At 73.9% G+C, this 23,428-nt stretch carries 19 protein-coding genes; 9 read left to right on the forward strand and 10 right to left on the reverse strand.

Annotated features, from left to right (window positions below; all coding sequences use genetic code 11):
* Window positions 1-20 precede the first annotated feature (20 nt).
* The 3 genes from ACE3UN_RS01330 to ACE3UN_RS01340 all read left to right on the forward strand — a co-directional run bounded on the left by ACE3UN_RS01330 (window position 21) and on the right by ACE3UN_RS01340 (window position 1,419).
* Entirely contained in the window at window positions 21-470 is a 450-nt protein-coding gene (locus ACE3UN_RS01330) for a hypothetical protein (protein ID WP_374673093.1), read from the forward strand.
* A gap of 84 nt (window positions 471-554) precedes the next feature.
* Complete coding sequence (locus ACE3UN_RS01335) at window positions 555-851, forward strand: cupin domain-containing protein (protein ID WP_374673094.1); 297 nt, start codon at window positions 555-557, stop codon at window positions 849-851.
* A gap of 115 nt (window positions 852-966) precedes the next feature.
* A complete protein-coding gene (locus tag ACE3UN_RS01340; protein ID WP_374673095.1) occupies window positions 967-1,419 on the forward strand; it encodes a nuclear transport factor 2 family protein in 453 nt (150 codons plus the stop codon).
* A gap of 66 nt (window positions 1,420-1,485) precedes the next feature.
* On the opposite strand, the gene ACE3UN_RS01345 is transcribed toward ACE3UN_RS01340, so the two are convergent.
* The 3 genes from ACE3UN_RS01345 to ACE3UN_RS01355 form a co-directional block, all read right to left on the reverse strand.
* Window positions 1,486-2,241 carry a YecA family protein gene (locus ACE3UN_RS01345; protein ID WP_374673096.1) on the reverse strand — a complete coding sequence of 252 codons (756 nt, stop codon included), beginning with the start codon at window positions 2,239-2,241 and terminating at the stop codon, window positions 1,486-1,488.
* Window positions 2,242-2,512: 271 nt separating this feature from the next.
* The gene (locus tag ACE3UN_RS01350) at window positions 2,513-4,096 is read right to left on the reverse strand and encodes a methyl-accepting chemotaxis protein (RefSeq protein WP_374673097.1); all 1,584 of its coding nucleotides are present in this window, start codon (window positions 4,094-4,096) and stop codon (window positions 2,513-2,515) included.
* 138 nt (window positions 4,097-4,234) lie between these two features.
* Entirely contained in the window at window positions 4,235-5,188 is a 954-nt protein-coding gene (locus ACE3UN_RS01355) for a LysR family transcriptional regulator (protein ID WP_374673098.1), read from the reverse strand.
* A gap of 127 nt (window positions 5,189-5,315) precedes the next feature.
* On the opposite strand from ACE3UN_RS01355, the gene ACE3UN_RS01360 reads away from it, so the two are divergent.
* Window positions 5,316-6,836, forward strand: a complete 1,521-nt coding sequence (locus tag ACE3UN_RS01360; protein WP_374673099.1) for a CoA-acylating methylmalonate-semialdehyde dehydrogenase — start codon at window positions 5,316-5,318, stop codon at window positions 6,834-6,836.
* 200 nt (window positions 6,837-7,036) lie between these two features.
* Here the strand turns inward: ACE3UN_RS01360 and ACE3UN_RS01365 are convergent, their stop codons facing one another.
* Together ACE3UN_RS01365 and ACE3UN_RS01370 are read right to left on the reverse strand one after the other, a co-directional pair.
* Complete coding sequence (locus ACE3UN_RS01365) at window positions 7,037-7,891, reverse strand: lysophospholipase (RefSeq protein WP_374673100.1); 855 nt, start codon at window positions 7,889-7,891, stop codon at window positions 7,037-7,039.
* Between the two features lie 11 nt (window positions 7,892-7,902).
* Complete coding sequence (locus ACE3UN_RS01370; protein WP_374673101.1) at window positions 7,903-11,295, reverse strand: BTAD domain-containing putative transcriptional regulator; 3,393 nt, start codon at window positions 11,293-11,295, stop codon at window positions 7,903-7,905.
* A 108-nt stretch (window positions 11,296-11,403) separates the two neighbouring features.
* On the opposite strand from ACE3UN_RS01370, the gene ACE3UN_RS01375 reads away from it, so the two are divergent.
* Window positions 11,404-11,901 carry a hypothetical protein gene (locus ACE3UN_RS01375; protein WP_374673102.1) on the forward strand — a complete coding sequence of 166 codons (498 nt, stop codon included), beginning with the start codon at window positions 11,404-11,406 and terminating at the stop codon, window positions 11,899-11,901.
* 47 nt (window positions 11,902-11,948) lie between these two features.
* Window positions 11,949-12,797 (forward strand): enoyl-CoA hydratase-related protein, encoded by an 849-nt coding sequence (locus tag ACE3UN_RS01380; protein ID WP_374673103.1) that lies wholly within the window; start codon window positions 11,949-11,951, stop codon window positions 12,795-12,797.
* Between the two features lie 36 nt (window positions 12,798-12,833).
* On the opposite strand, the gene ACE3UN_RS01385 is transcribed toward ACE3UN_RS01380, so the two are convergent.
* On the reverse strand, window positions 12,834-13,391 hold the full coding sequence (locus tag ACE3UN_RS01385) for a carboxymuconolactone decarboxylase family protein (protein ID WP_374673104.1): 558 nt from the start codon (window positions 13,389-13,391) through the stop codon (window positions 12,834-12,836).
* A gap of 159 nt (window positions 13,392-13,550) precedes the next feature.
* Here ACE3UN_RS01385 and ACE3UN_RS01390 point away from each other — a divergent pair, with 159 nt between their 5' ends.
* Complete coding sequence (locus ACE3UN_RS01390) at window positions 13,551-14,444, forward strand: AraC family transcriptional regulator (protein ID WP_374673187.1); 894 nt, start codon at window positions 13,551-13,553, stop codon at window positions 14,442-14,444.
* Here the strand turns inward: ACE3UN_RS01390 and ACE3UN_RS01395 are convergent.
* From ACE3UN_RS01395 to ACE3UN_RS01410, 4 genes are all read right to left on the reverse strand, one after another.
* Entirely contained in the window at window positions 14,434-16,158 is a 1,725-nt protein-coding gene (locus ACE3UN_RS01395) for a S8 family peptidase (RefSeq protein WP_374673105.1), read from the reverse strand. The two genes, ACE3UN_RS01390 and ACE3UN_RS01395, sit on opposite strands and share 11 nt — an antisense overlap.
* 200 nt (window positions 16,159-16,358) lie before the next feature.
* A complete protein-coding gene (gene metW / locus ACE3UN_RS01400; protein ID WP_374673106.1) occupies window positions 16,359-16,943 on the reverse strand; it encodes a methionine biosynthesis protein MetW in 585 nt (194 codons plus the stop codon).
* A complete protein-coding gene (locus tag ACE3UN_RS01405) occupies window positions 16,940-18,085 on the reverse strand; it encodes a homoserine O-acetyltransferase (RefSeq protein WP_374673107.1) in 1,146 nt (381 codons plus the stop codon). The genes metW and ACE3UN_RS01405 overlap by 4 nt, the downstream gene beginning before the upstream one ends.
* Window positions 18,086-18,219: 134 nt before the next feature.
* Window positions 18,220-19,836: a diguanylate cyclase gene (locus ACE3UN_RS01410; RefSeq protein WP_374673108.1), complete on the reverse strand. Its 1,617-nt coding sequence runs from the start codon at window positions 19,834-19,836 to the stop codon at window positions 18,220-18,222.
* Window positions 19,837-19,933: 97 nt separating this feature from the next.
* Between ACE3UN_RS01410 and ACE3UN_RS01415 the strand changes: the two genes are divergently transcribed.
* Both ACE3UN_RS01415 and ACE3UN_RS01420 read left to right on the forward strand, forming a co-directional pair.
* The gene (locus tag ACE3UN_RS01415) at window positions 19,934-20,461 is read left to right on the forward strand and encodes an ECF-type sigma factor (RefSeq protein ID WP_374673109.1); all 528 of its coding nucleotides are present in this window, start codon (window positions 19,934-19,936) and stop codon (window positions 20,459-20,461) included.
* A 26-nt stretch (window positions 20,462-20,487) separates the two neighbouring features.
* Window positions 20,488-23,415, forward strand: coding sequence for a protein kinase (locus ACE3UN_RS01420; RefSeq protein ID WP_374673110.1), 2,928 nt, complete (start codon window positions 20,488-20,490; stop codon window positions 23,413-23,415).
* Window positions 23,416-23,428 lie beyond the last annotated feature (13 nt).

Raw genomic sequence — 23,428 nt, forward strand, 5'->3', positions numbered from 1 at the left:
CGCCGACCGACGACGCCGCGATGGAACTGCCTGCCCCGATCCGAATCGACGCCGACGGCGCGGTTCACGTCGGCACGGTAGCCATCGACGGCCGCACGCTGCTGCACACCGGCCGCCAGGCGCTGGGCGAACGCGTGGCGGCGCAGCGCCAGGGAGGCACGGGCTACCTGTGGTTGTCCCTGGCCCACGTCACCTTCGGGGGACGCCCCGCCGGCGCCGGCCTGTGCTTCCGGCAGGATGGCCTCGTGATGGTGACGCTGGGCCTATCGCTTCCCGACGACGAGTTGTCCGACAGCTGGCCCACGGAGGCGTCCAGCCTGCGTCAGATGGCATTCATGTCCCGCGAGCTCGAGCGGCAGCTGAATGTGACGCTGACCGACGGCAGTGCGTCGTTCCCCTGGGGAACGGTGTGGTCACGGTTCGACCCGAAAGGCTTCATGGCCACCGCAGGGGTGTCTTACCGTCGATGACGGCGAAACCCTCAGGCTGCTCACGCTGCCCGGCCGGTCCGACAGGCGGCCGCGCGTCCTCCTCCCTCTCTTCGCATGCCCGACATGAACAAGATCAACCTGCTGCACGAAGCCGCCGCCCTTCCGGCAGCTTGGCAGTCGCTCGCGCTCGGCCAAGCGGCTGGTGCCACCCTCAAGGTGCTGCGCATGGATGGCGCGGCCTACCCATCGGAGGCACATGGCTTCGAGGAAGCACTGCTGGTGCTGGATGGCCAGATGAATCTCGACATGGAGGGCCTCCCGGTCATCGTGCGTCGCGGAGAACTGGCCATCGTTCCTGCCGGTGTCCGCCATGCGGTCGCCGCGGGCAGTCATGGCACTCTGGTGGTCATCGATCGGTGATGCGGTCGACGGCCTTCGGCGGGACTGCAGACGTCCCTACCGGACCCGAGCGCCCGCGCGCCTCGCCCGCTGTCGGTCGAAGCGTCTCTCACCACGGTCAGCACAAGGAGCACACGTGTACCACGCCATGGTTCGACGCAGGGTCATCGCTGCCTTCGCGGGGCTCAGCGCAGGTCGCATCGAAGCCGTCACCGATGAGTTGGCTCCCGACGCGCAGCACTACTTCGTGGGCACTCACGCCCTGTCAGGAACGCGTCGGACACCCGACGCCATGCGCGCCGGGTACGAACGGCTGCTTCGCCTGCTGAATGGAATCAGCTTCAGCGTCCAGGAGGTCAGGGTCAGCGGTGGGCCGTGGCGCACGCAGGTGCAGGCCATCTGGACGGAGACGAACCGAGGTACCGATGGCGTGGTGACATCGGCTGAAGGTGTCAACCTCATCGAGATCAGATGGGGCAGGGTCACCCCGGTCCGCATCTACCCCGACACCGCCGCCCTGGAAGCCACGCTCCAGCGAATCTCCCGGAAGGGCACACCGGAGGCGCTGTCCCCACCCCTCACCTCGTGATCGCACCGCCCGGCGTGCGTGCGCTGCGCCCGCCCCGCCGGGATCCCGCAGCGGGCCCCGGCAGGCTCAGCGCCGCGGCCGGCGCGCGCCGCCGGCCCCTGGCCTCGGGCGTCCTGCTGCCGGCCGCGTACTCGCCAACGGCCTCGTCACATCCGCCAGCAGCAGCACGCTGTTGACCAGCGCCTCCACCGCCTCGGCCAGGTCGGCCGGGGGTTCGAGTTCTTCGATGAGCCCGAGCAGTTCGTCGGCGTCTTCCAGGTCTTCGGGGTCGAAGCTGCGGTAGAGCACGGCCAACGGTTCGGCCACGTCGGGGGAATCGCTGCGCATCAGCGCGGGGAAGAACTCCATGGCGGTGGCGAAGCCGGCCACCCAGGGCATCACGGTCTGCAGGGGGTCTTCGTCATCCTCCAGCTCGAACACCCAGGGGTCGAACCACTGGCGCTGGGCGATGGCGGCGTCCAGCTCGGCGTGGCGGCGGCGCACCAAGGTTTGCAGGAAACCGGTGTCGAAGCCGGGGGCCACCAGCCGGCCGTCCACGTCGAGCACGTGCTTCCACCACTGGGCCTCGGGCACGGGACGGGGCTGCAGCAGCACACCGCAGAGGTAGCCGTCGAGCATCATCACGTCCAGCGGCTCGGCCGGCTCGGGGATGCGCTCGAGCAGGCTTTCCAGCGCGGCCAGGTCGGCGTCGCTCAGGCGCTCAGGGGCGGTGGCCGGCTCGACGGAGGTGGCGTGCGGGGCAGGCGCCGGTCGCTGGGCGCGTGCGCCCGGTGCGGGGCGCGGGGCGCCGCCGGGGCGGCGGGGGGGCGGGCGTTGGGACATGGCCCGATTGTGGCGCCGCGCCGGCCGCAGCGGGCGGGGCCGCCGGCGCCCACGGCATCACGCCAGGCTGACGGCAGCCTGAGGGCGACCCCCGACCCCGGCCCCCCATGCGAGGGATGTCCCGGGCGCGGGCGCCCGCCCAGAATCGCGGCACGCCCTCACCCCGCGCGCACTGCGGCGCCCGGGGCGGGCCACTGGCCCAACGACGTCCTCTCCTCGAGGACTTGCACGACCTGACCCGTGAGGGTGAGGTCGTTTTTTTTGGTCTGGTTCAGTGCACGTAGTTCGCGTCGCGCTGCAGGCGGAACACGCTCACCAGCTCGGCCAGGCGGGCGGCCTGGCCCTTCAGGCTCTCGGCGGCGGCGGCGCTTTGCTCCACCAGCGCGGCGTTCTGCTGGGTCATCTGGTCGAGCTGGCCGACCGATCCGTTCACCTCGCCCAGGCCGGTGCTCTGCTCGGCGGCGGCGGCGGTGATCTCGCCGATGATGTCGGACACGCGCTTCACGCTGGCCACGATCTCGTTCATGGTGCTGCCGGCGTCGCTGACGAGGCGGGTGCCGGCCTCGACCTTGTCCACGCTGGTGCCGATGAGGCCCTTGATCTCCTTGGCGGCCTCGGCGCTGCGCTGCGCCAGGCTGCGCACCTCGCCGGCCACCACCGCGAAGCCGCGGCCCTGCTCGCCGGCGCGGGCGGCTTCCACCGCGGCGTTCAGCGCCAGGATGTTGGTCTGGAAGGCGATGCCGTCGATCACGCCGATGATGTCGGCGATCTTGCGCGAGCTGTGGTTGATCTCTTCCATGGTGGCCACCACCTGCGCCACCACCTGGCCGCCGCGCTGGGCCACGCTCGATGCCGAGCTGGCCATCTGGTTGGCCTGCGAGGCCGATTCGGCGCTCTGGTTCACCGTGGCGGTGAGCTGGTGCATGGATGACGCCGCCTGCTGCAGGCTGCTGGCCGTCTGCTCGGTGCGGTGCGAGAGGTCCTGGTTGCCCACGGCCACCTCGGTGCTGGCCGTCTGGATGGAATCGGCCGACTGGCGGATGTCGCCCACCAGTTCGCGCAGGCGGTCCTGCATGCCGTGGATGGCCTGCAGCAGGCGGCCGATCTCGTCGTTGCCGTGGATCTCGACCGTGGACGTGAGGTCGCCCTGGGCGATGCGCTCGGCCACCTTCACGGCGCGGCCCACGGGCCCGGTGATGCTGCGTGTGGTGCGCCAGGCCAGCAGCACGCCGGCGGCCATCGCGCCGGCCAGCAGCACGCCCACCAGCGCCAGGGCACGCTGCTGCGCGGCCAGCACCTCGGCGGCGGCCGCGGTGTTCTGTTGCTGCACGATGCCGATGAGCTCGGCCACCTTCTGGCGCCACACGGTCTCCACCGGGCGCACCGCCTCGGTGAGCGTCATGGTGGCCTCCACGCCGGCGCCCATGGCGCCTTCCTTGGCGGCGCGATCCATCAGCGGGATGGTCTTCTTGGCGCCTTCGGCGATGTCCTTGAGCAGCGCCTGCTCCTGCGGCGTGGCGTCTTGCGCCACCAGGCCGGACAGGGCCGCCTCGCTCTTCTCGTAGCGTCCGCGCGCCTCGGCCATCACCTTCATCTCGGCGTCGATGGCCTTCACGTCGGTGAGCAGCGTCACCGTGCGCGCCTGGATGGCCAGGCTGTTGATGCTCTCGAGCATCGAGTTGGCGAGCGCCAGCTTCTCGTTCTTGACGCCGACGATGTCCTGCACGCGGCTGCCCTGGGCACGCAGCGCGTTCACGCTGAGCCCCGCCACCAGCAACAGCAGCACGAGCAGGCTGCCAAAACCCAGCCCCAAGCGCCGGGCCAGGGTGAGATGCGCAATCGAGGGAACGGCCATCGTTGTCTCCGTCAGGCGTTGTTCAGGCTCCCGCAGCAAGCACGGGTTGTGGTGGCCTATCGGATGGTCGTGGCCCAAAGTTGAGCCAGATCAGCGGAAGAGCATGGCAAGCGTTCAGTTTTTCTCGGTGATTCCCGCTCAGGGCAGCCGCTCGGCCAGCCAGTCCACCAGGGCGCGCACCGCGCGGGGCACCTGGGCGGCATAGGGCCGGATGGCCCAGATGTGGGTGCCGAAGGCCCCCACCGGCCGCCAGCCGGGCAGCAACTCCACCAGCGCACCGGCCTCCACCGCCGGGCGGGCGCTGAAGTCCGGCAGCAGCGCCAGCCCCAGGCCGGCGAGCGCCGCCTCGCGCAGCGCCTCGCTGTTGTTGGCGGCAAAGGGGCCGCGCACGGCCACGCTCACGCGCCCTGCCCCGCCCGCGCTGGCCCCGTTCACGCCGCGCCCGACCGGGCGCTGCGGCTCGAAGCTCCAGGCCGCCGTCTCGCCCGGCCGCGGGTAGGCCAGGCAGTCGTGCGCCGCCAGGTCGGCGGGCTCGCGCGGTGCCGGCCGGCGCGCCAGGTAGGCGGGGCTGGCCAGCAGCAGCGTGCGGCTCTCGCGCAGCATCCAGGCCACGTGCGTGTCGGGCGGGGTGCTGGTGTGGCGGATGGCGAGGTCGAAGCCCTCCTGCGCCAGCGGGCGCAGGCGGTCGGACAGGTCCAGCTCGATCTGCAGCGCCGGGTGCGCCGCCAGAAAGCCGGGCAGCAGCGGCACCAGCTGCTGCCGCGCCAGCGCCACCGGCGCGGTCACCCGCAGCCGGCCCTGCGGCATGGCGGCCAGGTCCCGCACTTCGGAAAACGCCTGGTCGATGGCGGCGAACGCGCCCTGGCTGGACGCCACCAGCTGGCGGCCCGCGTCCGTGAGCTGCATGCTGCGGGTGGTGCGCTGTACCAGCGGCACGCCCGCGGCGGCCTCCAGCTCGGCCACGCGCTGGCTCATGGCGGCCTTGCTCAGGCCCAGCCGCTGCGCCGCGGCGGTGAAGCTGCCGGCCTCGGCCAGCACGGTCAGCGCATGGATGGCCGCCCAGCGGGGGCTGGCGGATTGGTGCTTTGCCATGAGGCTGCATTGTTCACCGAGGAGAACAATGAATCCAGCGCAGCGGCCTAGGCGCCGGCGGCGCGGCTGCCTAGACTGGCCGGCATCCCTGTCCCTTCACGGTCCTTTCCCAGCGCGGAGCCCTGCCATGTCTGCCCCCACCCCCTACACCGCCACCGCCCCCGTGGGCCACTGGATCGCCGGCCGCCGCACCGAAGGCGATTCGGGCCGCCGCCAGGCGGTGTTCAACCCCGCCACCGGCCAGGTGGCGCGCGAGGTGGTGCTGGCGGGTACGGACGAGGTGAATGCCGCCGTGGCCGCCGCGGCCGCCGCCTTCCCGGCCTGGGCCGAGACGCCGCCGCTGCGCCGCGCGCGCATCCTCACCGCGTTCCTGGGGCTGCTCAACCAGCACCGCGACACCCTGGCCGCCATGATCACCGCCGAGCACGGCAAGGTGTTCACCGACGCACAGGGCGAGGTCACGCGCGGCATCGAGATCGTGGAGTTCGCCTGCGGCGCGCCGCAGCTGCTGAAGACCGACTACACCGACCAGGTGGGCACCGGCATCGACAACTGGGTGCTGCGCCAGCCGCTGGGCGTGGTGGCGGGCATCACGCCGTTCAACTTCCCGTGCATGGTGCCCATGTGGATGTTCCCGGTGGCGCTGGCCTGCGGCAACACCTTCGTGCTCAAGCCCAGCGAGCGGGATCCCTCGCCCAGCCTGTTCATCGCCGATCTGCTCAGGCAGGCCGGCCTGCCCGACGGCGTGTTCAACGTGCTGCAGGGCGACAAGCTGGCGGTGGACGGCCTGCTCACCCACCCCGACGTGAAGGCGGTGAGCTTCGTGGGCTCGACGCCCATCGCGCAGACCATCTACGAAACGGGCGCGCGCCACGGCAAGCGGGTGCAGGCCCTGGGCGGCGCCAAGAACCACATGGTGGTGATGCCCGATGCCGACGTGGAGCAGGCGGTGGACGCGCTGATCGGCGCCGCCTACGGCTCGGCCGGCGAGCGCTGCATGGCCATCTCGGTGGCGGTGCTGGTGGGCGACATCGCCGACACCATCGTGCCCAAGCTGGCCGAGCGCGCGCGCACCCTGAAGATCAGGAACGGCATGGAGCTCGACGCCGAGATGGGCCCCATCGTCACCCGCGAGGCGCGCGACCGCATCGAGGGCTACGTGGCCCTGGGCGTGGAAGAAGGCGCCACGCTGGTGGTGGACGGCCGCGGGCACCAGGTGCCGGGCCACGAAGGCGGCTTCTTCACCGGCGGCACGCTGTTCGACCATGTCACGCCGGCCATGCGCATCTACCAGGAGGAGATCTTCGGCCCGGTGCTGGCCTGCGTGCGGGTGAAGGATTTCGCCGAGGCGCTGGAACTCGTGAACAGCCACGTGTACGCCAACGGCGTGGCCTGCTTCACCAGCGACGGCGGCATCGCGCGCGAGTTCAGCCGCCGGGTGCAAGTGGGCATGGTGGGCATCAACGTGCCCATCCCCGTGCCCATGGCCTGGCACGGCTTCGGCGGCTGGAAGAAGAGCCTGTTCGGCGACATGCACGCCTACGGCGAGGAAGGCGTGCGCTTCTATACGAAGCAGAAGAGCGTGATGCAGCGCTGGCCGGCCAGCATCGCCAAGGGCGCCGAGTTCGTGATGCCGACGGCCAAATGAGGCCCCCACGCCCCCTCCCGGGGGCTGCCCCCCGAGGGGGCTCGCGCAGCGGACCGGCCAAGCCGGATCCGCGCACGCCACTTGAAGGCGGCGGCTGCTGCGCAGCGCCTTGGGCGTGTGGCTGGCTGGGAGGCGGCGGCTGCTGCGCAGAGCCTTGGGCGTGTGGCTGGCTGGGAGGCGGCGGCTGATGCGCGGTGCCTTCAGGGGGAAGGAAAGCGCTCCGCGAGCCAGCGCGTCAGCTCGGCCAGCACCTGGGCCTTTTCGGGCTCGTTGAAGATCTCGTGGGCCAGGCCGGGCCATTCGCGTGACGTGACCACGGCCACCGGCGCGCGGGCAGCGAAGGTGGCCGAGCCGGCGGGGCGCACGCAGCGGTCGGCGCCGGCCCACATCAGCAGCGTGGGCAGCGCCCAGCGCGGCACGGCGTCGAGTACCACCTGGCCCTCCTGGGCGATGAAGCGCCCGAGCAGGCCGCTGATGCGGTCGTGCACGCGGGCGTCGGCCTGGTAGGCCTGCACCACCGCCGGGTCGCGGCTGATCCACGCCGGCTGCAGGCCGTTGCCCACGCGCAGGTGCGGCAGCAGCCGGGGCACCACCGCCAGCAGCAGCTGCTGCACGGCGTTCACGCCCGGGTCGAGCGCGGGCGACGACAGCACCAGCGCCTCCACGGGGCGTGCCCAGGCGGCGGGCGCCGGCTGCAGGGCCTCGGCCACGAAGCGCGCGGCCACCAGGCCACCCATGCTATGGCCCAGCAGCACCAGCGGGCCGGGCCGCCGGCGGCGCGCCTCGTCCACCACCGCCGCCAGGTCGCGCAGGAGGCTGTCGGGCTCGGCGATGTCGCCCTGGGCGCCGGCGGAATCCCCGTGGCCGCGCTGGTCGAAGGCCAGCACAGCCCAGCCGGCGGCGTTCAGCGCCGCGGCCACGTGGGCGTAGCGGCCGGCGTGTTCGCCCAGGCCGTGCACCAGCAGCACGGTGCCATGGGGGCTGGCCGCGCCGGGCGCCGGCCAGGCGGTCAGGCGCAGGGCCAGGCCGTCGTGCGTGGTGAGGATGTCGTGCATGGCCGGCGAGTCTAGGCGCGCGCAGCCGCCGCCCGTATCGAGACATTCACCGGCTGATGCGCCATGAACGTGGCGCGCCAGGCGGGCGGCACGTCCTCGTCGGCGCGGGCCTGCACCCAGTCGCGCGCCGCGGCCCAGCAGCGCCGCGCCTCGGCCGGGGCCCCCGCCGCCTCGAACGCCCGCGCCGCGGCACACCACAGCTCGGCGGGGTACAGGGTGGCGGGCGTCAGCCGCTGGCCCGCGGACAGCGCCTCGCGCGCCCAGGCCGCGGCCTGCTGCGGCTCGGCCGGCGTGGCGGCCTCGATGCTGCGCACCAGCGCGGCCAGCCAGGCCCCGCCCAGGCCCAGCGCGCGGGTGGCGTCGCGGGCCGCGGCCAGTTCGTCCAGCGCCTGCGGCGGCGGCAGACCGCGGGCGCGCTCCACGCGCAGCGGCCAGTGCAGGTCGGGCCGGATGTCCGCGGGGGTCAGCGCGAGGGCGGCGTCCAGCTCGGCGGCGGCGGTGGCCGGGCTGCCCGGCGCCTGCCGAGCCAGCCGGGCGCGCAGCACCGCCCGCCGCACGCGCGCCACCAGTAGCGTGCCCTCGTCGTCCGGAACAGCCGCCAGCGCCTGGAGGGCGCGCGTGTCCTGCCCCATCTGCCACCAGGCCATGGCGCGGTGCGAGGCGATCACGGGCAGGAAATGCGGCTGCTCCGCAGCGAGCACGCGCTCGGCCTCGTCGAGCAGCGCCAGGCCCTGCGCATAGTGGCCGAGCGCAATCTCGCAGCCGCCCAGCAGGCAGCGTGTCTGGCCCTGCTGGGCGGCCTGACCGTCCATGCGCGCGGCCAGCGCCAGGGCCTCGCGCAGGTGGGTGACGGCCTGCTGCAGGTCGCCGCGGTCGATGCCGTTGCAGGCCAGGTTGGACAGCACGGTCTTGGCCTGCGAGAGATCGCCGGCGGCATGCGCCGCGTCGACCGCCGCGCGGTGCCAGGGCAGGGCCGCGTCGAGCTGGCCCGTGTTGTCCAGCGCCACCGCCAGCGTGCCGGCGGCCTCCGAGTACGCGGCGGGCCCGGCGTGGTCGCGCGCCCAGGTGGCGGCGGCGGTCAGTGGCGCCACGGCCGGGCCGCACAGGTCCGCCATCACCAGCACCCGGCCCTGCTCGCTGGCGGCCTCCGCCGCGAGGGCGGCATCCCCCAGGGCCGCGGCGGTGGCCACGCAGGCGTCGGCCTCGGGCAGCAGCGCCTTCGGGTCGTCGCCGCGCTGGGCCAGCAGGTGCAGGCGCAGCAGCCGGGCCTGCAGGCGCTGCCGCTCGTCGCTGGCCAGGCGGTCCAGCCGGTCGCACCAGGCCGTGCCGGCGTCGCTGGAGAGATCCACGCCCAGGTGGTGGCGCGTGGCCGAGAGCAGCACGTCGAAGGCCTCGGCCACGCGGTCGTGGTCCACCAGGATGTCGGCCTGCCGGCGCAGGAAATCCAGCTGCTCCCGCGGGCGGGACCGTCGCCACGCCAGCTCGGCCGCCTGCGCGAGCCAGGGCAGCGCGCGCAGGGGCTGGCCGGCGCGCTCCCAGTGGCCGGCGATGCGGGCGGCTCGCGGCGCGGCCCCCTCGCGACTGGCCAGGTGCTGCGCGATGCGGCCGTGCAGGTGCCGGCCGATGGCGGCCGGCACGCCGTCGCGCACGGTCTCGAAGACCAGGTCATGGGCAAAGGCTTCATCGCGCAGGATCTGGGCGCTTTCCAGCACCGCCCAATCGTCCGCCAGCGTGACGGCCGGCCGCCCCAGCACGGCCTCGGCCAGGGCCACGTCGAAATCGGGGCCGGCGACGGCGGCCACGCGCGCGAGCGCCAGTGCACCCGCCGGCAGGCCGGCCAGGCGGTCGCGGATGACCGCGGCCACGCCCGGCGGCCGGCTGCCCACCCACGCCGGGGCGGGCTGGCCGACCAGCCCGTTCGCCCAGGCCTGGCGGATGGTCTCCAGCACGAACAGCGGGTTGCCGCCGCAGTGCCGGTGCAGCACCTGGGCCAGCCCGTCCGGCGTGCCGGCGAGGTCCAGGCTGTCCACCAGGGTGGCCAGCGCCGGTTCGTCCAGGGGCGCCAGGGGGACCGGGTCCGGCAGCGACGCGGCGGCCAGCCGGTCCCACAGCCGCATCACCGGGCTGCCCGGCGCCACCGGCCGGCTGGCCAGCACCCACGCGCGCTCGCCATCGGCGGGCGCGGCCACGATCCAGTCGCCCAGCACCTCCAGGCTGGCCTCGTCGGCCCATTGCAGGTCGTCCAGCGCCAGGCCGGCGAAGCCGCCGTCCAGCGCCTGCCACCAGGCGGCCAGCGCGCGGCCAAGCGCGGCCTCGTCCTCCGGTGCCGGCGCGGCAGCGGCGGGTGACGCATCCGGAGCCAGCGCCGGCACCAGCCTGGCCAGCTCGACACGCTGGGTGCGCCCCAGCCGCTCCGCCGCCTGGGGGTGGGCCGCGTGCAGCGTCGCCATGACCCGCGCCAGCGCCGACAGCGGCACCGCCGCATCGCCGGGCCGGGCGGCGGCCGGCACCAGGCCGGGCCAGCGTTCGGCCAGCGCCTGCAGCAGCCGCGTCTTGCCCAGGCCCGCCTCCGCCTGCACCCACGGCACGCGCTGGGCCTGGCGGGCATGGTCCAGCGCCCGCAGGGCCGCCTGGCGGCCGACCAGCCGTGGCGGCCGCAGCACGCTGGCCGGCAGCCGCGCGGCCGCCGGCGCGGGGGCCGGGGCATCGGCGCCGGCGGCCTCTACCGTGGCCAGCAGCTGCAGGGTCTCGGGGCCGGGGCGGGCGCCCAGCTCGTCCTTGAGCCAGCGCTCACAGCGGTCGAAGGCCGCCAGCGCGCCGGCACGGTCGCCGCGCAGGTAGTGCAGGCGCATGACGCGGCGGTGCGCGGGCTCCGACAGCGGCTCCAGGGTCACCAGCTCCTCGGCATGGGCCAGTGCGCCGCCCCAGTCCTGCGCCTGCTCGGCCAGGGAGGCGAGCCGCTCCAGCGCCAGGCGCATGCGCTGGCGGCACTGGGCGCGCTGCCGGTCCAGCCACTGCGCCAGCTCGCCGGTGGCGCCGGCGTCGCGGTCGCCCAGCACGCCGTCGCCGTCGGCGAGGTCATGGACGACCGCGTCCGCCAGGGCCAGCACGGCCTGGCCCTCGACGAGCACCGAGCCGGCCTGCCGGCGCAGCTGGAACAGCCGCTGGCGCAGCGTGTTGCGCGCCGCCGCGGTGTCGCTGTCCGGCCAGATGAGCGCGGCCAGTCGTTCGCGCGGCGTGGGGCCCTCCAGCGCCAGCCAGGCCAGCAGCAGCGCGTCGCGGGGCGCCAGCGGCCAGCTGCGCGTGCCGTCGTGCAGCACCGGGGCGGCACCGGCGAGCCGCAGCTGCATCGCCGGGCGGCCTGTCGCCACCACCTGCCCCACTGCCTCGGCCTCGTCTCGCATAACGGGATCCTAACGGAGCCGTTCCTACAGTGGCCTGGCACCCGGATGTCCCGGGGCGCGGCACCCCGAAGGATTGCCGCACACGACATGCCTCAAGGAGTCAGCACCATGGCCACCGCCCACACCCTCACCCGTTCCGCCGCCCGCCGCTTCGCCCTGGTGGCAGGCCTCGCGGCCCTCGCGCTCGGCGCCACCGCCGCCCAGGCCGCGCAGAAGACCGTCAGCAACTGCAGCGTGGACGGCACCGGCGGCGGCAACGTGGTCTCGCACCTGTCGCAGAACGGCTGGCAGGCCATTCCGGGCATGAGCCGCACGCTGAACAACACCGGCACCGTGGCCAAGTCGGCCTACATCACCTTCTCGGCCGACGCCGGGGTGGACGCCGATGCGGAACTGCGCCTGGCGTTCTCGCTGGACAACGGGGCCCCGTTCTACGCCGGCCCGCAGAACCTGGGCAACCAGCAGCAGTACTGGGCCGCGCGCAGCGCCGTGGCCGTGATCTCCGTCCCGCCTGGCAGCCACACCATCAAGGCCATGTGGCTCGTCAACGGCGTGGCCGGCAAGAACGGCTTCATGGACGACCGCTGCATGCTCGTCACGTTCTGAGCCAGCGGCAGCGGTTACGCTTGGCGGATCCCCTGTCCGGAGCCGCCATGACCTCTGCCGCTGCCTACTTCCGCCTGGACCACGACGACGTGAGCGGCATCGCCCGTCTCACGCTGTCGCGGCCGGAGCAGATGAACACCATGGACCCGGCGTTCTTCCCGGCCCTGCGCGACGCCGTGCGTGCACTGGACGCCGCGGGCCGCACGCGCGTGCTCGTGATCGCCTCCACCGGCAAGCACTTTTCCGCCGGCATGGCGCTGGACGTGTTCGGTGCCGCCGACCACCCCATGCTGCAGGTGGCCACCGCCCGCGAGCGCCAGGGCTTCCAGGCGGGGCTGCGCGGCCTGATGGCCTGCTTCGACGCGCTGGAGGAAGCGCGCTTCCCGGTGATCTGCGCCGTGCAGGGCGGCTGCATCGGCGGCGCGCTGGACCTGGCGGCGGCCTGCGACATCCGCGTGTGCAGCGCGGACGCCTTCTTCACCGTGCAGGAGATCCACATCGGCATGGTGGCCGACCTGGGCTCGCTGCAGCGGCTGCCCAAGATCGTGGCCCCCGGCATGGCGCGCCAGATGGCCTACACCGGCGAGCGCGTGGGCGCGGACCGCGCGCTGGCCATCGGGCTGGTGAACGCCGTGCTGCCCGATGCGGATGCCCTGGCCACCCATGCCGACGAGCTGGCGCGCCAGATCGCGGGCAAGAGCCCGCTGGCCATCTCCGGCAGCAAGCAGGCGCTGAACATCGCGCGCGACCACGGCACGGCCGAGGCCCTCGCCCAGATGGCCATGCTGCAGGGCGCCCTGTTCGACCTGGGCGAGATGGCCGAGGCCATCCGCGCCTGGAAGAGCCGCGAGCCCGCGCGCTTCGAGCCGCTGGCGCCGCTGCCCGGCGCACGCTGAGCCCGTCCGCCGAGCCCGCCGCTGAGGCGGGGCCGTTCAGGCGGCCACAGGCGCCGGGCGGCGCAGCGCGACGGCCGGGAAATCCACCGGCACGTCGAAGGCGACGTTCACGTAGTTGGTGAACAGGTTCAGCGCCACGTGGGCCAGGATCTCCACGGTGGCCTCCTCGTCGAAGCCCGCATCCCGCAGCGCCTGCACCTCCTGCGCGTGCACGTGGCCCCGCCGCTCCACCAGCGCACCCGCGAAGCGCAGCGCTGCCTGGGTGCGCGGATCCGCCGATTCGCCCGCCTGCGCGGCGGCCATCTCCTCGGCGCTGGCGCCGGCCTTGCGCCCCAACGCGGTGTGGGCGGCCAGGCAGTAGGCGCAGCCGTTCAGGTCGGCCACCCGCACGGCGATCTGCTCGCCCAGGCGGGCGCCGAGGGTGCCGCCGCCCAGGGCACCGAAGGCGCTCCACATGGCGCGCAGCGCGGCGGGCGAATGCGCCACGGTGCGGAACATGGCCGGGGTGGCACCGAACGCGCCGTGGATGGCGTCGAGCAGTTGCCGGCGCTCGCCCGTGGCGTTGGCGGGGTCGATCAGCGTGAGTCGGGACATGGTGGGCTCCTGATAAGGGAAAGGGGAGCCCGCAGTGTGGGCGCAGGGGGGGCACGATAGGATGCGCATCATCCACCGTTCATACCCATGCGTCCTGAACCCCCTGCCGCTGCCCCTGCCGCTGCCCCAGCACCCGGCCTGCCGGCGCCGACGCCGGCCATCGACCGCCTGTCGCCGCTGCTGGACCGGTTCCGCGTCAGTGCGCGGCTGTTCCATGCCGGCCCGCTGTGCGGCACCACGCGCTTCGCCGACGACCCCGGCCACGGCTTCCTGCACGTGATGCGCCGGGGCGAGATGCGCGTGACCCACCGCCCGCGCAGCGGCGCACCGCGCACGCTGCAGGTGCGCGAGCCCAGCCTGCTGTTCTACCCGCGGCCGCTGGCGCACGACTTCCACCACGCGCTGGCCGAGGGCTGCGATTTCACCTGCGCCACGCTGGCCTTCGAGGGCGGCGCGCGCCATCCCCTGGTGGCGGCCCTGCCGCCGATGGTGTGCCTGCCGCTCGCGGCCCTGCCCGGACTGTCGGCGACGCTGGACCTGCTGTTCGCGGAAACGGCGGCGGTGCGCTGTGGCTCGCGCCTGCTGGCGGACCGCTTGTTCGAGGTGGTGCTGATCCAGCTGCTGCGCTGGCTGCTCGACCACCCGCAGGAGGTGGGCCTGCACGCGGGGCTGCTGCAGGGGCTGTCGGACCCGCGGCTGGCGCGCGCGCTCACCGCCCTGCACGAGCGGCCGGGGGACGCCTGGGGCCTCGCCGGCATGGCGGCCACGGCGGGCATGTCACGCAGTGCCTTCGCGGCCGCCTTCCGGCAGACCGTGGGCACCACGCCCGCCGCCTACCTGGCGGACTGGCGGCTCACACTCGCGCAGGCGCGCCTGCGCGAGGGCCAGCCGGTGAAGAAGATCGCCAGCGAACTGGGCTATGCGAACGCCTCGGCGCTGTCGCGCCTGTTCAGCCAGCGGCTGGCGGCGTCGCCGCGGCAATGGCTTGCCGGCACGGCGACAAGCACCCGGCGCCAGGACGCGGCGCCGGGCGCGCCGGGGCTTACCAGTTGACCGCCAGGGCGTAGGTGCCCGCGGAGCTGCCGAACTTCACCACCTTGATGTAGACGGCCTTGGACGAGCCGGTGGCGTTGCGGTAGATCACGCGGTCCGTGAGGCCGGCGCTCTTGGCGCTGCTGCCCAGCTGCACACCCGCGGCATCTTCCATCGACAGGTCGAAGTCGTTCGTGGATGCCGTGGGGGCCAGCGAAGCGCGCAGCGTCGTGCGGCCCGGCAGCACCACCTTGTAGTAGTCGGTCACGTCGGTCCCGCTCACCGAGGCGTTCACCGACGAGTTCTTCGACAGCACGGCCGTGGCCGTGCCGCGCACGTTGTTCGGCTCCCGCTCGGACATCGAGGAGGCCGTGGCCCCGACGACGGACCAGTAGGCATCCAGGATGCCGCCGCCGCAACCGCTGCAGCTGCCCGGGAAGAACTTCAGCGCGGTGCGCATGCGGGCCTGCACGCCGTTGGGGATCAGCGCGGGGTTGCGCGAGATCATCAGCGCGGCGACGCCGGCCACATGGGGCGCCGCCATGGACGTGCCCTGGTAGTACGCGTAGTTGTCGGCGCCGGGGCCCTGGGTGCCCGCGTTGAGCGTCGACAGCACGCCGTCCGAGTTGCCCCAGCTCTGGTCGCCGCCGGGAGCCGCCAGCACCACCGCGTCACCTGAGTTGGTGTAGTAGGCCGCCGAGCCTTGCCGGCCCACGGACGCCACGGTGATCACGCCGGTGCAGCTCGCGGGCGAGTAGTTGGCCACGTTGTCGGCCGAGTTGCCGGCCGCCACCACCACCACGGTGTTGCGGCTGCGGGCGGCGTTCACCGCCGCCTGCGTGGTGGCGTCACAGGCGCCATAGCCGCCCAGCGAGAGGTTGATGACACGGGCCGGCGTGGCATTGGCCGGCACGCCGGCCACGCTGCCACCGGACGCCCAGATGATGGCGTCGGCGATGTCGGAGTTGTAGCCGCCGCACTTGCCCAGCACACGCACCGGCTGCACCTTGGCGCCGTAGGCCACACCGGCCACGCCCACGCCGTTGTTGGTGACCGCCGCGATGGTGCCGGCCACGTGGGTGCCGTGCCAGCTGCTGTCCGACGCGTCGGAGCCGGCGCCGCACTCGTCGGCGGCGACCCAGTCGCCCGGATCCAGCGCGCTGCTGTCCCGGCCGTTGCCGTCGTTGCCGACGGCCGCGTCATGGATGAAGTCGTAGCCCGCGACGATGTTCGCGTTCAGGTCCGCGTGGGGGCGATAGCCCGTGTCCAGCACCGCCACCACCACGCCCGAGCCGGTGCTCAGGCCCCAGGCGTTCTGGACGTTGGCACCGCCCGGGGCGGCCGAGGTGTAGTGCCACTGGTTCGCCAGCTGCGGGTCGTTCGGCAGCGCCGCGTGGCGCATCACCCGGTCCGGCTCGGCGTACAGCACCGAGGGATCGGATTCCGCGATCTCGGCCGCGATGCGGGCCACCACATGCTCGGGCAGGCGGCGGTCGAGCTTGGTGACCACCGCGCGGGTGGCCGTGCGACGGGCCACCGACATGGCCACGCCGTGGCGCGCCGCCGCCGCCTGCGCGAGGCCCAGCGACGGCGCCGCCTCGGCCGCCGCCTGGACCATCTTCTCCGACATCGTGTCGTCGCGGTACTTGATGATGAGCTGGTCGGTCATCATCGGCACGTTGGTGCGCAGGGGCGACACGGCATGGGCCGCGGTGCCGGCCAGCGCAAGGGACACGAGCGCGGCAAGACGGACGGGGCGGGAAACGGCGGACGAGGGTCGGCGCATCAGCGAGAACTCCAGGGGTGGTGGGTCCGGGGCGAAGGCCCGGGCGGGCCGTCACAGCACAGGCATGTGACGAAATGTTGACATGGTGCCACGCCTCTTCGGCCGCGCAATCCCCCCCTTGAGGGTGGATGTGTGACGGTGTGAGGACTTCACGCCCTCTCGAACTTGAACACCGCCACGCTGGCGCGCAGGTTGGGCAGCCGGCGCACCACGCGGCCGGCCTGCAGGCCGAAGCTGTCCAGGATGTCCAGGCCGTTCTTGCGCGCCAACACCTCGAAATCCTTGTAGGTGCCCACCCGGATGTTGGGCGTGTCGTACCACTCGTAGGGCAAGGCCCGGGTGACGGGCATGCGGCCGCGGGCCACCGACAGGCGGTTGGGCCAGTGGGCGAAGTTGGGGAAGCTCACGATGCCGATGCGCCCCACGCGGGCGGTCTCGCGCAGCATGTGCTCGGTGTTGCGCAGGTGCTGCAGCGTCTCCAGCTGCAGCACGACGTCGAAGCTGTGGTCGTCGAAGAGCTTGAGCCCTTCTTCCAGGTTGAGCTGGATCACGTCCACGCCGCGGCGGGCGCAGGCCAGCAGGTTGGCGTCGTCCAGCTCCACGCCATAGCCCGTGCAGCCGCGGTGGTCGCGCAGGTGCGCGAGCAGCTCGCCCGTGCCGCAGCCCAGGTCGAGCACGCGCGCACCTTCGGGCACCAGCCCGGCGATGGCCTCCATGTCGCGCCGCTCACTCATTGCCCCACCTCCGTGGCCACGCGGTCGAAGTAGGCGCGCATGACGCCGTGGTAGCGCGGGTCCTCCAGCAGGAAGGCGTCGTGGCCGTGCGGCGCGTCGATCTCGGCGTAGCTGACCCGCGTGCGGTTGTCGACCAGCGCCTTGACGATCTCGCGCGAGCGGGCCGGTGAGAAGCGCCAGTCGGTGGTGAAGCTCACCACCAGGAAGCGCGTGTCGCGCGCCGGGCGGAAGGCGGCCGCCAGGTCGCCGCCTGCGTCACGCGCGGGGTCGAAGTAGTCGAGCGCACGGGTGATGAGCAGGTAGGTATTGGCGTCGAAGTACTCGCTGAACTTGTCGCCCTGGTGGCGCAGGTAGCTCTCGATCTGGAACTCGATCGCCTGGGTGCTGTAGCTCAGCTCGGCCTCGCGCAGGGCGCGGCCGAACTTGGCCTCCATGGAGTCGTCCGACAGGTAGGTGATGTGGCCGATCATGCGGGCCACGCGCAGCCCGCGCTTGGGCACCACGCCGTGGGCGTAGAAGTGGCCGCCGTGGAAATCGGGGTCGGTGACGATGGCCCGGCGCGCCACCTCGTTGAAGGCGATGTTCTGCGCCGACAGGTTGGGCGCGGTGGCCACGGCCACGCAATGGCGCAGCCGCTCGGGGTAGCGCAGCGTCCAGGCCAGCGCCTGCATGCCGCCCAGGCTGCCACCCAGCACGGCGGCCAGCTGGCGGATGCCCAGGCGCTGCACCAGCCGGGCCTGCGCGTCCACCCAGTCCTCCACCGTGACCACGGGGAAATCCGCGCCATAGGGGCGGCCCTGGGCCTGCGGGTCGGGGTTGGCATGCATGGGGCCGGTGGAGCCGAAGCACGAGCCCGGGTTGTTCACGCCGATGACGAAGAAGCGGTCGGTGTCCAGCGGCTTGCCGGGCCCCACGAGGTTGTCCCACCAGCCGGTGCTGCCGGGGCGGTCGGCGTGCTCGCCGGCCACGTGGTGCGAGGCGTTGAGCGCATGGCACACCAGCACGGCGTTGCTGGCGTCGGCGTTGAGCGTGCCGTAGGTCTCGTAGACCAGTGTGTAGTCGGTCAACTGGGCGCCGCTGCGCAGCGGCAGCGGCTCGGCGAAGTGCATCGCCTGTGGCGTGACGATCCCGACGGATCTCATGACGGAGTGAACCCTTGACGAAAAACCCGGCGCCGCAGCAGCAAAGGCGGACACCGGGTCGGTCGGGTCCCTTTTAGCTGCATTTGGAAAGCGCCCGCAATCCGGACAAATCGGCGCTGAAGGCCGGCAGTGTATCAGCCGACCACCGTGTTCCGGCCGGCCTGCTTGGCCCGGTACAGCGCGTCGTCGGCGGCCTCGCTGAGCGCGCCCAGCTCATACGGCGGCGCGCTCGCCAGGCCCACGCTGAGCGTGACGCGCAGCCCCGGCGCCACGCCGTCCCACCGGTGCTGCTCCACCTGCTGGCGCAGGCGCTCGGTCACCTCGCGGGCGCGCGCCGGCGTGGCGCCCGACAGCACCACCAGGAACTCCTCGCCGCCCAGCCGCACCAGCAGGTCGTCGCCGCGCGTGTTGCTGCGCAGCAGGTCGGCCAGCGCCACCAGCACGCGGTCGCCCGCGGCATGGCCGAAGCGGTCGTTCACCTGCTTGAAGTGGTCGAGGTCGATCACGGCCACGGCCACCGGCGAGCCGGCCTGCTCGGCCTCGGCCAGCAGCTGCGGCAGGCGCTGCTCCATCAGGCGGCGGTTGCCCAGGCCGGTGAGCGGGTCGCGCAGGGCGTGGGCCTCCAGCTCGGCCGCGCGCTGGCGCTCGGCCTGCGCCTCCAGCCGTGAGCGCTCGGCCTCCACGCGCGTCACGAACAGCGCGGATTGGGCCTGCAGCTGGCTCACCACGCGCCGACGCTCGATGGCCTCGAAGCTCTCCAGGTGGACCAGCGCGCGCCCCGGGTCGCCGAGCCGGCGCCAGCAGCGGTAGAGCGCGTCGTGCACCCGCGTCAGGGTGTTGTGCTGCTGGGATCCCTCCAGCTCGTGCCACAGTGCGGTGAGCTGCGGGGCGGCCTGCTCGGCATGGCCGCGGGCCAGCAGCAGGATGCCGCGGATGTAGCGGATGCGCCAGGCCCGTGCCACGTTGCCCTGGCCCGTCACGCTGGCGAGCGCGCCCTCGACCAGGGCGTCCGCCTCGTCCAGCTCGCCCAGGTGCACCAGGCTCTCGGCCAGGTTGGCGTCGATGATGGCGGTGAAGAAGGCCGCACCGGGCAGCTGCGGCGCCAGGGTGCGCGCCTCGCGGGCGTGCTGCGCCGCCTTGTGGATGACCTGCCGCGCCTGCTCGGCCGCCCCGCCGTCGCGCAGCAGGTAGTGCGCCCCGATGTAGGAAGCGCACAGGTTGTTCAGGATCATGCAGCGCGCGTAGGTGTCGTCCACCCCCTCCATGCGCGCCAGCGCCTCTTCCATCAGGCGGTGCGCCTGCCAGGGGTCGCCCATGCGTTCGATGCAGATGCCCAGGGTGACCAGCGACAGGGCGAACTGCGCGCTCTGCCCGTGCTGCTCGGCCAGGGCGCAGGACTCGTTGGCCGAGCGCAGCGCCTGCTCGAAGCGCCCGAGCTCGCAGGCCGCCAGCGTCACCCAGCGCAGCAGCTCCACCTGCTCGGCCACCATGCCGGTGCGTTGCAGCAACGGCAACGTGGATTCGCTCGAGTCGAGCATCGCGGCCCAGTTGCCCAGCCGGTAGTGGCTGACGCACAGCAGGTGGCCGGCCTCGCCGCGGGCCCGCTCGTCGGCCGGCGACGCCGCCCGCCAGGCCGCCGCCGCCAGCAGCGCGGCCTCCTGCGCCTGGCCCTGGTTCATGGCCGCACGCGCAGCGGCCAGGGGGTCGCCATCGGCAGGATGGGCAGGCGTCGGCGGCGCGGTCGTGGGCATCGTACGGTGGTCATCGTCCACCGCACCGCCGACTTGAGCCCTCCGTGTCAGCCCCGCTGCCCGGCGGGGCCGAATGGCGCCATACTCCCGCGCCACCATGCGCACGGACCCGCCCGCCCCGGACACCGCCGACGAACTGTTCCGGCAGATGTACGCCGAGCTGCGCCGCCTGGCCAGCGCCCGACTGCGCCGCAGCGAGCAGCTCACCATGCTCGACACCACCGCCCTGGTGCACGAGTCCTACCTGCGCTTCCAGGGTCAGCCGGGGCTGGCCGGTCTCAGCCCGGGCCAGTTCCTGGGCTACGCGGCGCGCGTCATGCGCTTCGTCGTCATCGATTTCGTGCGCCAGCGCCACGCCGAGCGCCGCGGCGGCGACCACCTGCACGTGACGCTCAACACCGACATCGCCGAGTCGGTGTCCGTGCGCGACGACGACGTGATCCGCATCCACGACGCCATCGAGGAGCTGGCGCAGGTGGACGACCGCCTGGCACGCATCGTGGAGATGCGCTGCTTCGCCGGCCTGGACGAGGTGGCGATCGCCGAGGCGCTGGGGGTCACCGACCGCACCGTGCGGCGCGACTGGCAGAAGGCGCGGCTGCTGCTGCGCGCCGTGCTGCAATAGGCCGGCGGCGCGCGCCGGACGCCCCGATGAGGCGCCTGCCCCCTGGCCACCTCGCCCGCCTGTCGGCTCGGCTCGACGAGGCGCTGGCCCTGCCGCCGGCCGACCGCGCCGCCTGGCTCGCCGCGCTGCCGGCCGACGACGCCGCGCTGCGCGAGGAGCTGGCCACCCTGCTGGCCGAGGCGGACGACGCGCCCGGCCCCCGGGCTGCGCCCCCCGCCCGGGGCGGCCCCGCCACCGTGATCGACGTGCTGGACGCGCTGCCCGCCTTGGCCCAGGCCGCCGCCAGCGAGCGCCTGGGCAGCACGCCGCCGGCCGCGGACACCGAGCCGCTGCGGCAGGTGGGCCCCTGGTGCCTGCTGCGGCCGCTGGGCCAGGGCGGCATGGGCACCGTGTGGCTGGCCGAACGCCACGAGGGCGACTGGCAGCGCAACGTGGCGCTCAAGCTGCCCCATCCGGGCGCCCTGGTGCCGGGGCTGGCCCACCGCTTCGCCCGCGAGCGCGACATCCTCGCGGCGCTGGAGCACCCGCACATCGCGCGCCTGTACGACGCCGGCGTCACGGACGACGGCCAGCCCTGGCTGGCCATGGAGTGGGTGGAGGGCGCGCCCATCACCCAGTGGTGCGACGCCCGACAGCTGCCGCTGCGCGAGCGCATCGTGCTGTTCCTGCAGGTGCTGCAGGCGGTGCAGTACGCACATTCCCGCCTGGTGGTGCACCGCGACCTGAAGCCCTCGAACATCCTGGTGGGCGACGACGGGCGCGTGCGCCTGCTGGACTTCGGCATCGCCACCCTGCTGGACGACGCCGACGCGCCCGACGCGGGCGCGCGCACCGAGTGGGCGCACGCCCCGCTCACGCCCGACTACGCCTCGCCCGAGCAGATCGCGCGGGCGCCGCACCAGCCCATCGGCACCGCCTCGGACATCTACTCGCTCGGCGTGCTGCTGTACGAGCTGTGCACCGGGCAGCGGCCCTACCGCCTGCCGCGCGACACGCGCGGTGCGCTGGAGGACGCCATCCTCACCACCCAGCCGGCGCGGCCGAGCCGGCTGGCTCCGCAAGCGCAGGCCGCCGCCCACCGCGCCACCCGCCCGGCGGGCCTGCGCCGGCAGCTGCGCGGCGACCTCGACAACATCGTGCTGATGGCCCTGCGCAAGCAGCCCGCCGAACGCTACGCCTCGGCCGAGGCCTTCGAGCAGGACCTGCGCCGCTGGCTGCAGCACGAGCCCGTCCAGGCGCACCCGCCGGGCACCTGGTACCACCTGACCAAGTTCGTGCGCCGCCACACGGCGGCGGTGGCTGCGGGCGGGCTGGCGGCGGCCAGCCTGGTGGCCGGCCTGGCGGTGGCCCTGGACCAGGCGGAGCGCGCGCGCCGCGAGGCCCAGCGCAGCCAGGCGGTCCAGGCCTTCCTGGTGGGCCTGTTCAACGAGGTGGACCCGGCGAAGGCGCAGGGCCGCGAACCCACCGTGCGCGACCTCATGGCGCGCGGCGAGCGCGACCTGCAGGCGCGCCTGGCCGACGAGCCGGCGCTGCACGCCACGCTGGGCGGCCTGCTCGTGCAGCTGTACCTGAAGCTGGGCGACGGCCGGCGCGCCCTGCCGCTGGCCGAGGCGCGCCTGGCGCTGGTGACGCGCGAGCACGGCGAGGGCGGCCCGGAGCAGGCCGCCGCCCTGATCGACCTGGCCCGCACGCAGACCTCGCTCGGCCGCCATGAGGCCTCGCTGGCCACGCTGGCGCGGGCGCGGCCGGCCATCGAGCGCGCGGCCTCGGAGCGCCCCGTGCCGTGGCTGGAGCTGCAGGTCGCGATGGCGGACAACCTCATGGAGCTCACCCGCTACGACGAGGGCCGCGCCACGCTGCAGGCCGCCCTGCCCGGCCTGGCCCGCCAGCACGGTCCGGGCAGCTTCGAGGTGGCCAGCGTGCGCAGCAAGATCGCCACCTCGCTGGCCATCCAGGGCCGCCACGCCGAGGCGCGGGTCGCCCTGTCCGAGCTCGAACCCCTGCTGTCCCAGGACTGGCGCGCGCACGGCATGGGCAGCGCCTCCATGCGCTCGGACATCGGCTTCGCCCAGTGGCAGCTGCGCCGCTTCCCAGCGGCGGCCGATTCGCTGCAGCGGGCGGTGGCCGAGCTGGACCACCTGGCCGGCCGCCACAACTCGCTGTCCATCCAGTCGCAACGCACGCTGGGCATGGTGCACCTGGACGCCGGCCACTACGAGATGGCGCACCGCGTGTTCGCCGACAACGTCGAGCGCTCCCGCGCGGTGTACGGCGCCGAGGACGGCGAGACGGCGCTGAACCTGTCCTTCCACGTCATGGCGCTGATGCGCACCGGCCGCCTGCCGCAGGCCGAGCAGGCCGCCCGCGACTCGGTGCGCCTGGCCACCCGCGAGGGCGCAGCGCTGTCGGCGTCCGAGCTGCGCGGGCTGCGCCGGCGGCTTGGCTCGGCGCTGCTGCTGGCTGGCCGGGCGGCCGAGGCCGTGACCGTGCTGGAGGCCGTGCGGGCCGAGGAGGTGGCTGCCGGCCAGCAGGACACCCGCCATGCCGCCACGCTGATGCTGCACGCCGCCGCGCTGGCCGCCGCCGGACGGGCGGCCGAGGGCGTGCGGGCGGCGGAGGCGTCCGCCGCGCTGTGGCGCGAGCGGGGTGGCTCGCTGGGGCCCGCCGGGCAGATCGGCCTGGCGCGCGCCCGGCTCAACGGCGCGCTGGCCCGGCTGGCGGCAGGTGACACGGCCCAGGCGGAGCCCTGGATCGAGGAAGCGCAGGCCCTGCTGCGCGCGGCCCACGGCGACGCCGCGCACCCGGACCGCGAGCTGGCTCGCCTGGTGCGCGCGCAGTGGCTGCAGGCCGCGGGCCAGCCGCAGGCCGCCGCGGCGCTGGCCCGCGAGGCGCGCGCCGCCTACCGGCGGCAGGCGGGTGCCGACGCGCCCGAGCGCATCCGGCTCGTCCACTGACCCCCCATCGGAG

The sequence above is a fragment of the Ideonella sp. genome (assembly GCF_041918995.1).
Lineage (GTDB): Bacteria > Pseudomonadota > Gammaproteobacteria > Burkholderiales > Burkholderiaceae_C > Ideonella.

What these genes read in the sequence shown, in the direction of transcription:
- ACE3UN_RS01375 (WP_374673102.1), top strand. Translation starts at nt 11,404, where the DNA reads ATGGCCACCGCCCACACCCTCACCCGTTCCGCCGCCCGCCGCTTCGCC.
- ACE3UN_RS01345 (WP_374673096.1), bottom strand. Translation starts at nt 2,241, where the DNA reads ATGTCCCAACGCCCGCCCCCCCGCCGCCCCGGCGGCGCCCCGCGCCCC.
- ACE3UN_RS01415 (WP_374673109.1), top strand. Translation starts at nt 19,934, where the DNA reads ATGCGCACGGACCCGCCCGCCCCGGACACCGCCGACGAACTGTTCCGG.
- ACE3UN_RS01355 (WP_374673098.1), bottom strand. Translation starts at nt 5,188, where the DNA reads ATGGCAAAGCACCAATCCGCCAGCCCCCGCTGGGCGGCCATCCATGCG.
- ACE3UN_RS01410 (WP_374673108.1), bottom strand. Translation starts at nt 19,836, where the DNA reads ATGCCCACGACCGCGCCGCCGACGCCTGCCCATCCTGCCGATGGCGAC.
- ACE3UN_RS01335 (WP_374673094.1), top strand. Translation starts at nt 555, where the DNA reads ATGAACAAGATCAACCTGCTGCACGAAGCCGCCGCCCTTCCGGCAGCT.
- ACE3UN_RS01370 (WP_374673101.1), bottom strand. Translation starts at nt 11,295, where the DNA reads ATGCGAGACGAGGCCGAGGCAGTGGGGCAGGTGGTGGCGACAGGCCGC.
- ACE3UN_RS01350 (WP_374673097.1), bottom strand. Translation starts at nt 4,096, where the DNA reads ATGGCCGTTCCCTCGATTGCGCATCTCACCCTGGCCCGGCGCTTGGGG.
- ACE3UN_RS01405 (WP_374673107.1), bottom strand. Translation starts at nt 18,085, where the DNA reads ATGAGATCCGTCGGGATCGTCACGCCACAGGCGATGCACTTCGCCGAG.
- ACE3UN_RS01360 (WP_374673099.1), top strand. Translation starts at nt 5,316, where the DNA reads ATGTCTGCCCCCACCCCCTACACCGCCACCGCCCCCGTGGGCCACTGG.
- ACE3UN_RS01380 (WP_374673103.1), top strand. Translation starts at nt 11,949, where the DNA reads ATGACCTCTGCCGCTGCCTACTTCCGCCTGGACCACGACGACGTGAGC.
- ACE3UN_RS01420 (WP_374673110.1), top strand. Translation starts at nt 20,488, where the DNA reads ATGAGGCGCCTGCCCCCTGGCCACCTCGCCCGCCTGTCGGCTCGGCTC.
- ACE3UN_RS01330 (WP_374673093.1), top strand. Translation starts at nt 21, where the DNA reads ATGGAACTGCCTGCCCCGATCCGAATCGACGCCGACGGCGCGGTTCAC.
- metW (WP_374673106.1), bottom strand. Translation starts at nt 16,943, where the DNA reads ATGAGTGAGCGGCGCGACATGGAGGCCATCGCCGGGCTGGTGCCCGAA.
- ACE3UN_RS01385 (WP_374673104.1), bottom strand. Translation starts at nt 13,391, where the DNA reads ATGTCCCGACTCACGCTGATCGACCCCGCCAACGCCACGGGCGAGCGC.
- ACE3UN_RS01365 (WP_374673100.1), bottom strand. Translation starts at nt 7,891, where the DNA reads ATGCACGACATCCTCACCACGCACGACGGCCTGGCCCTGCGCCTGACC.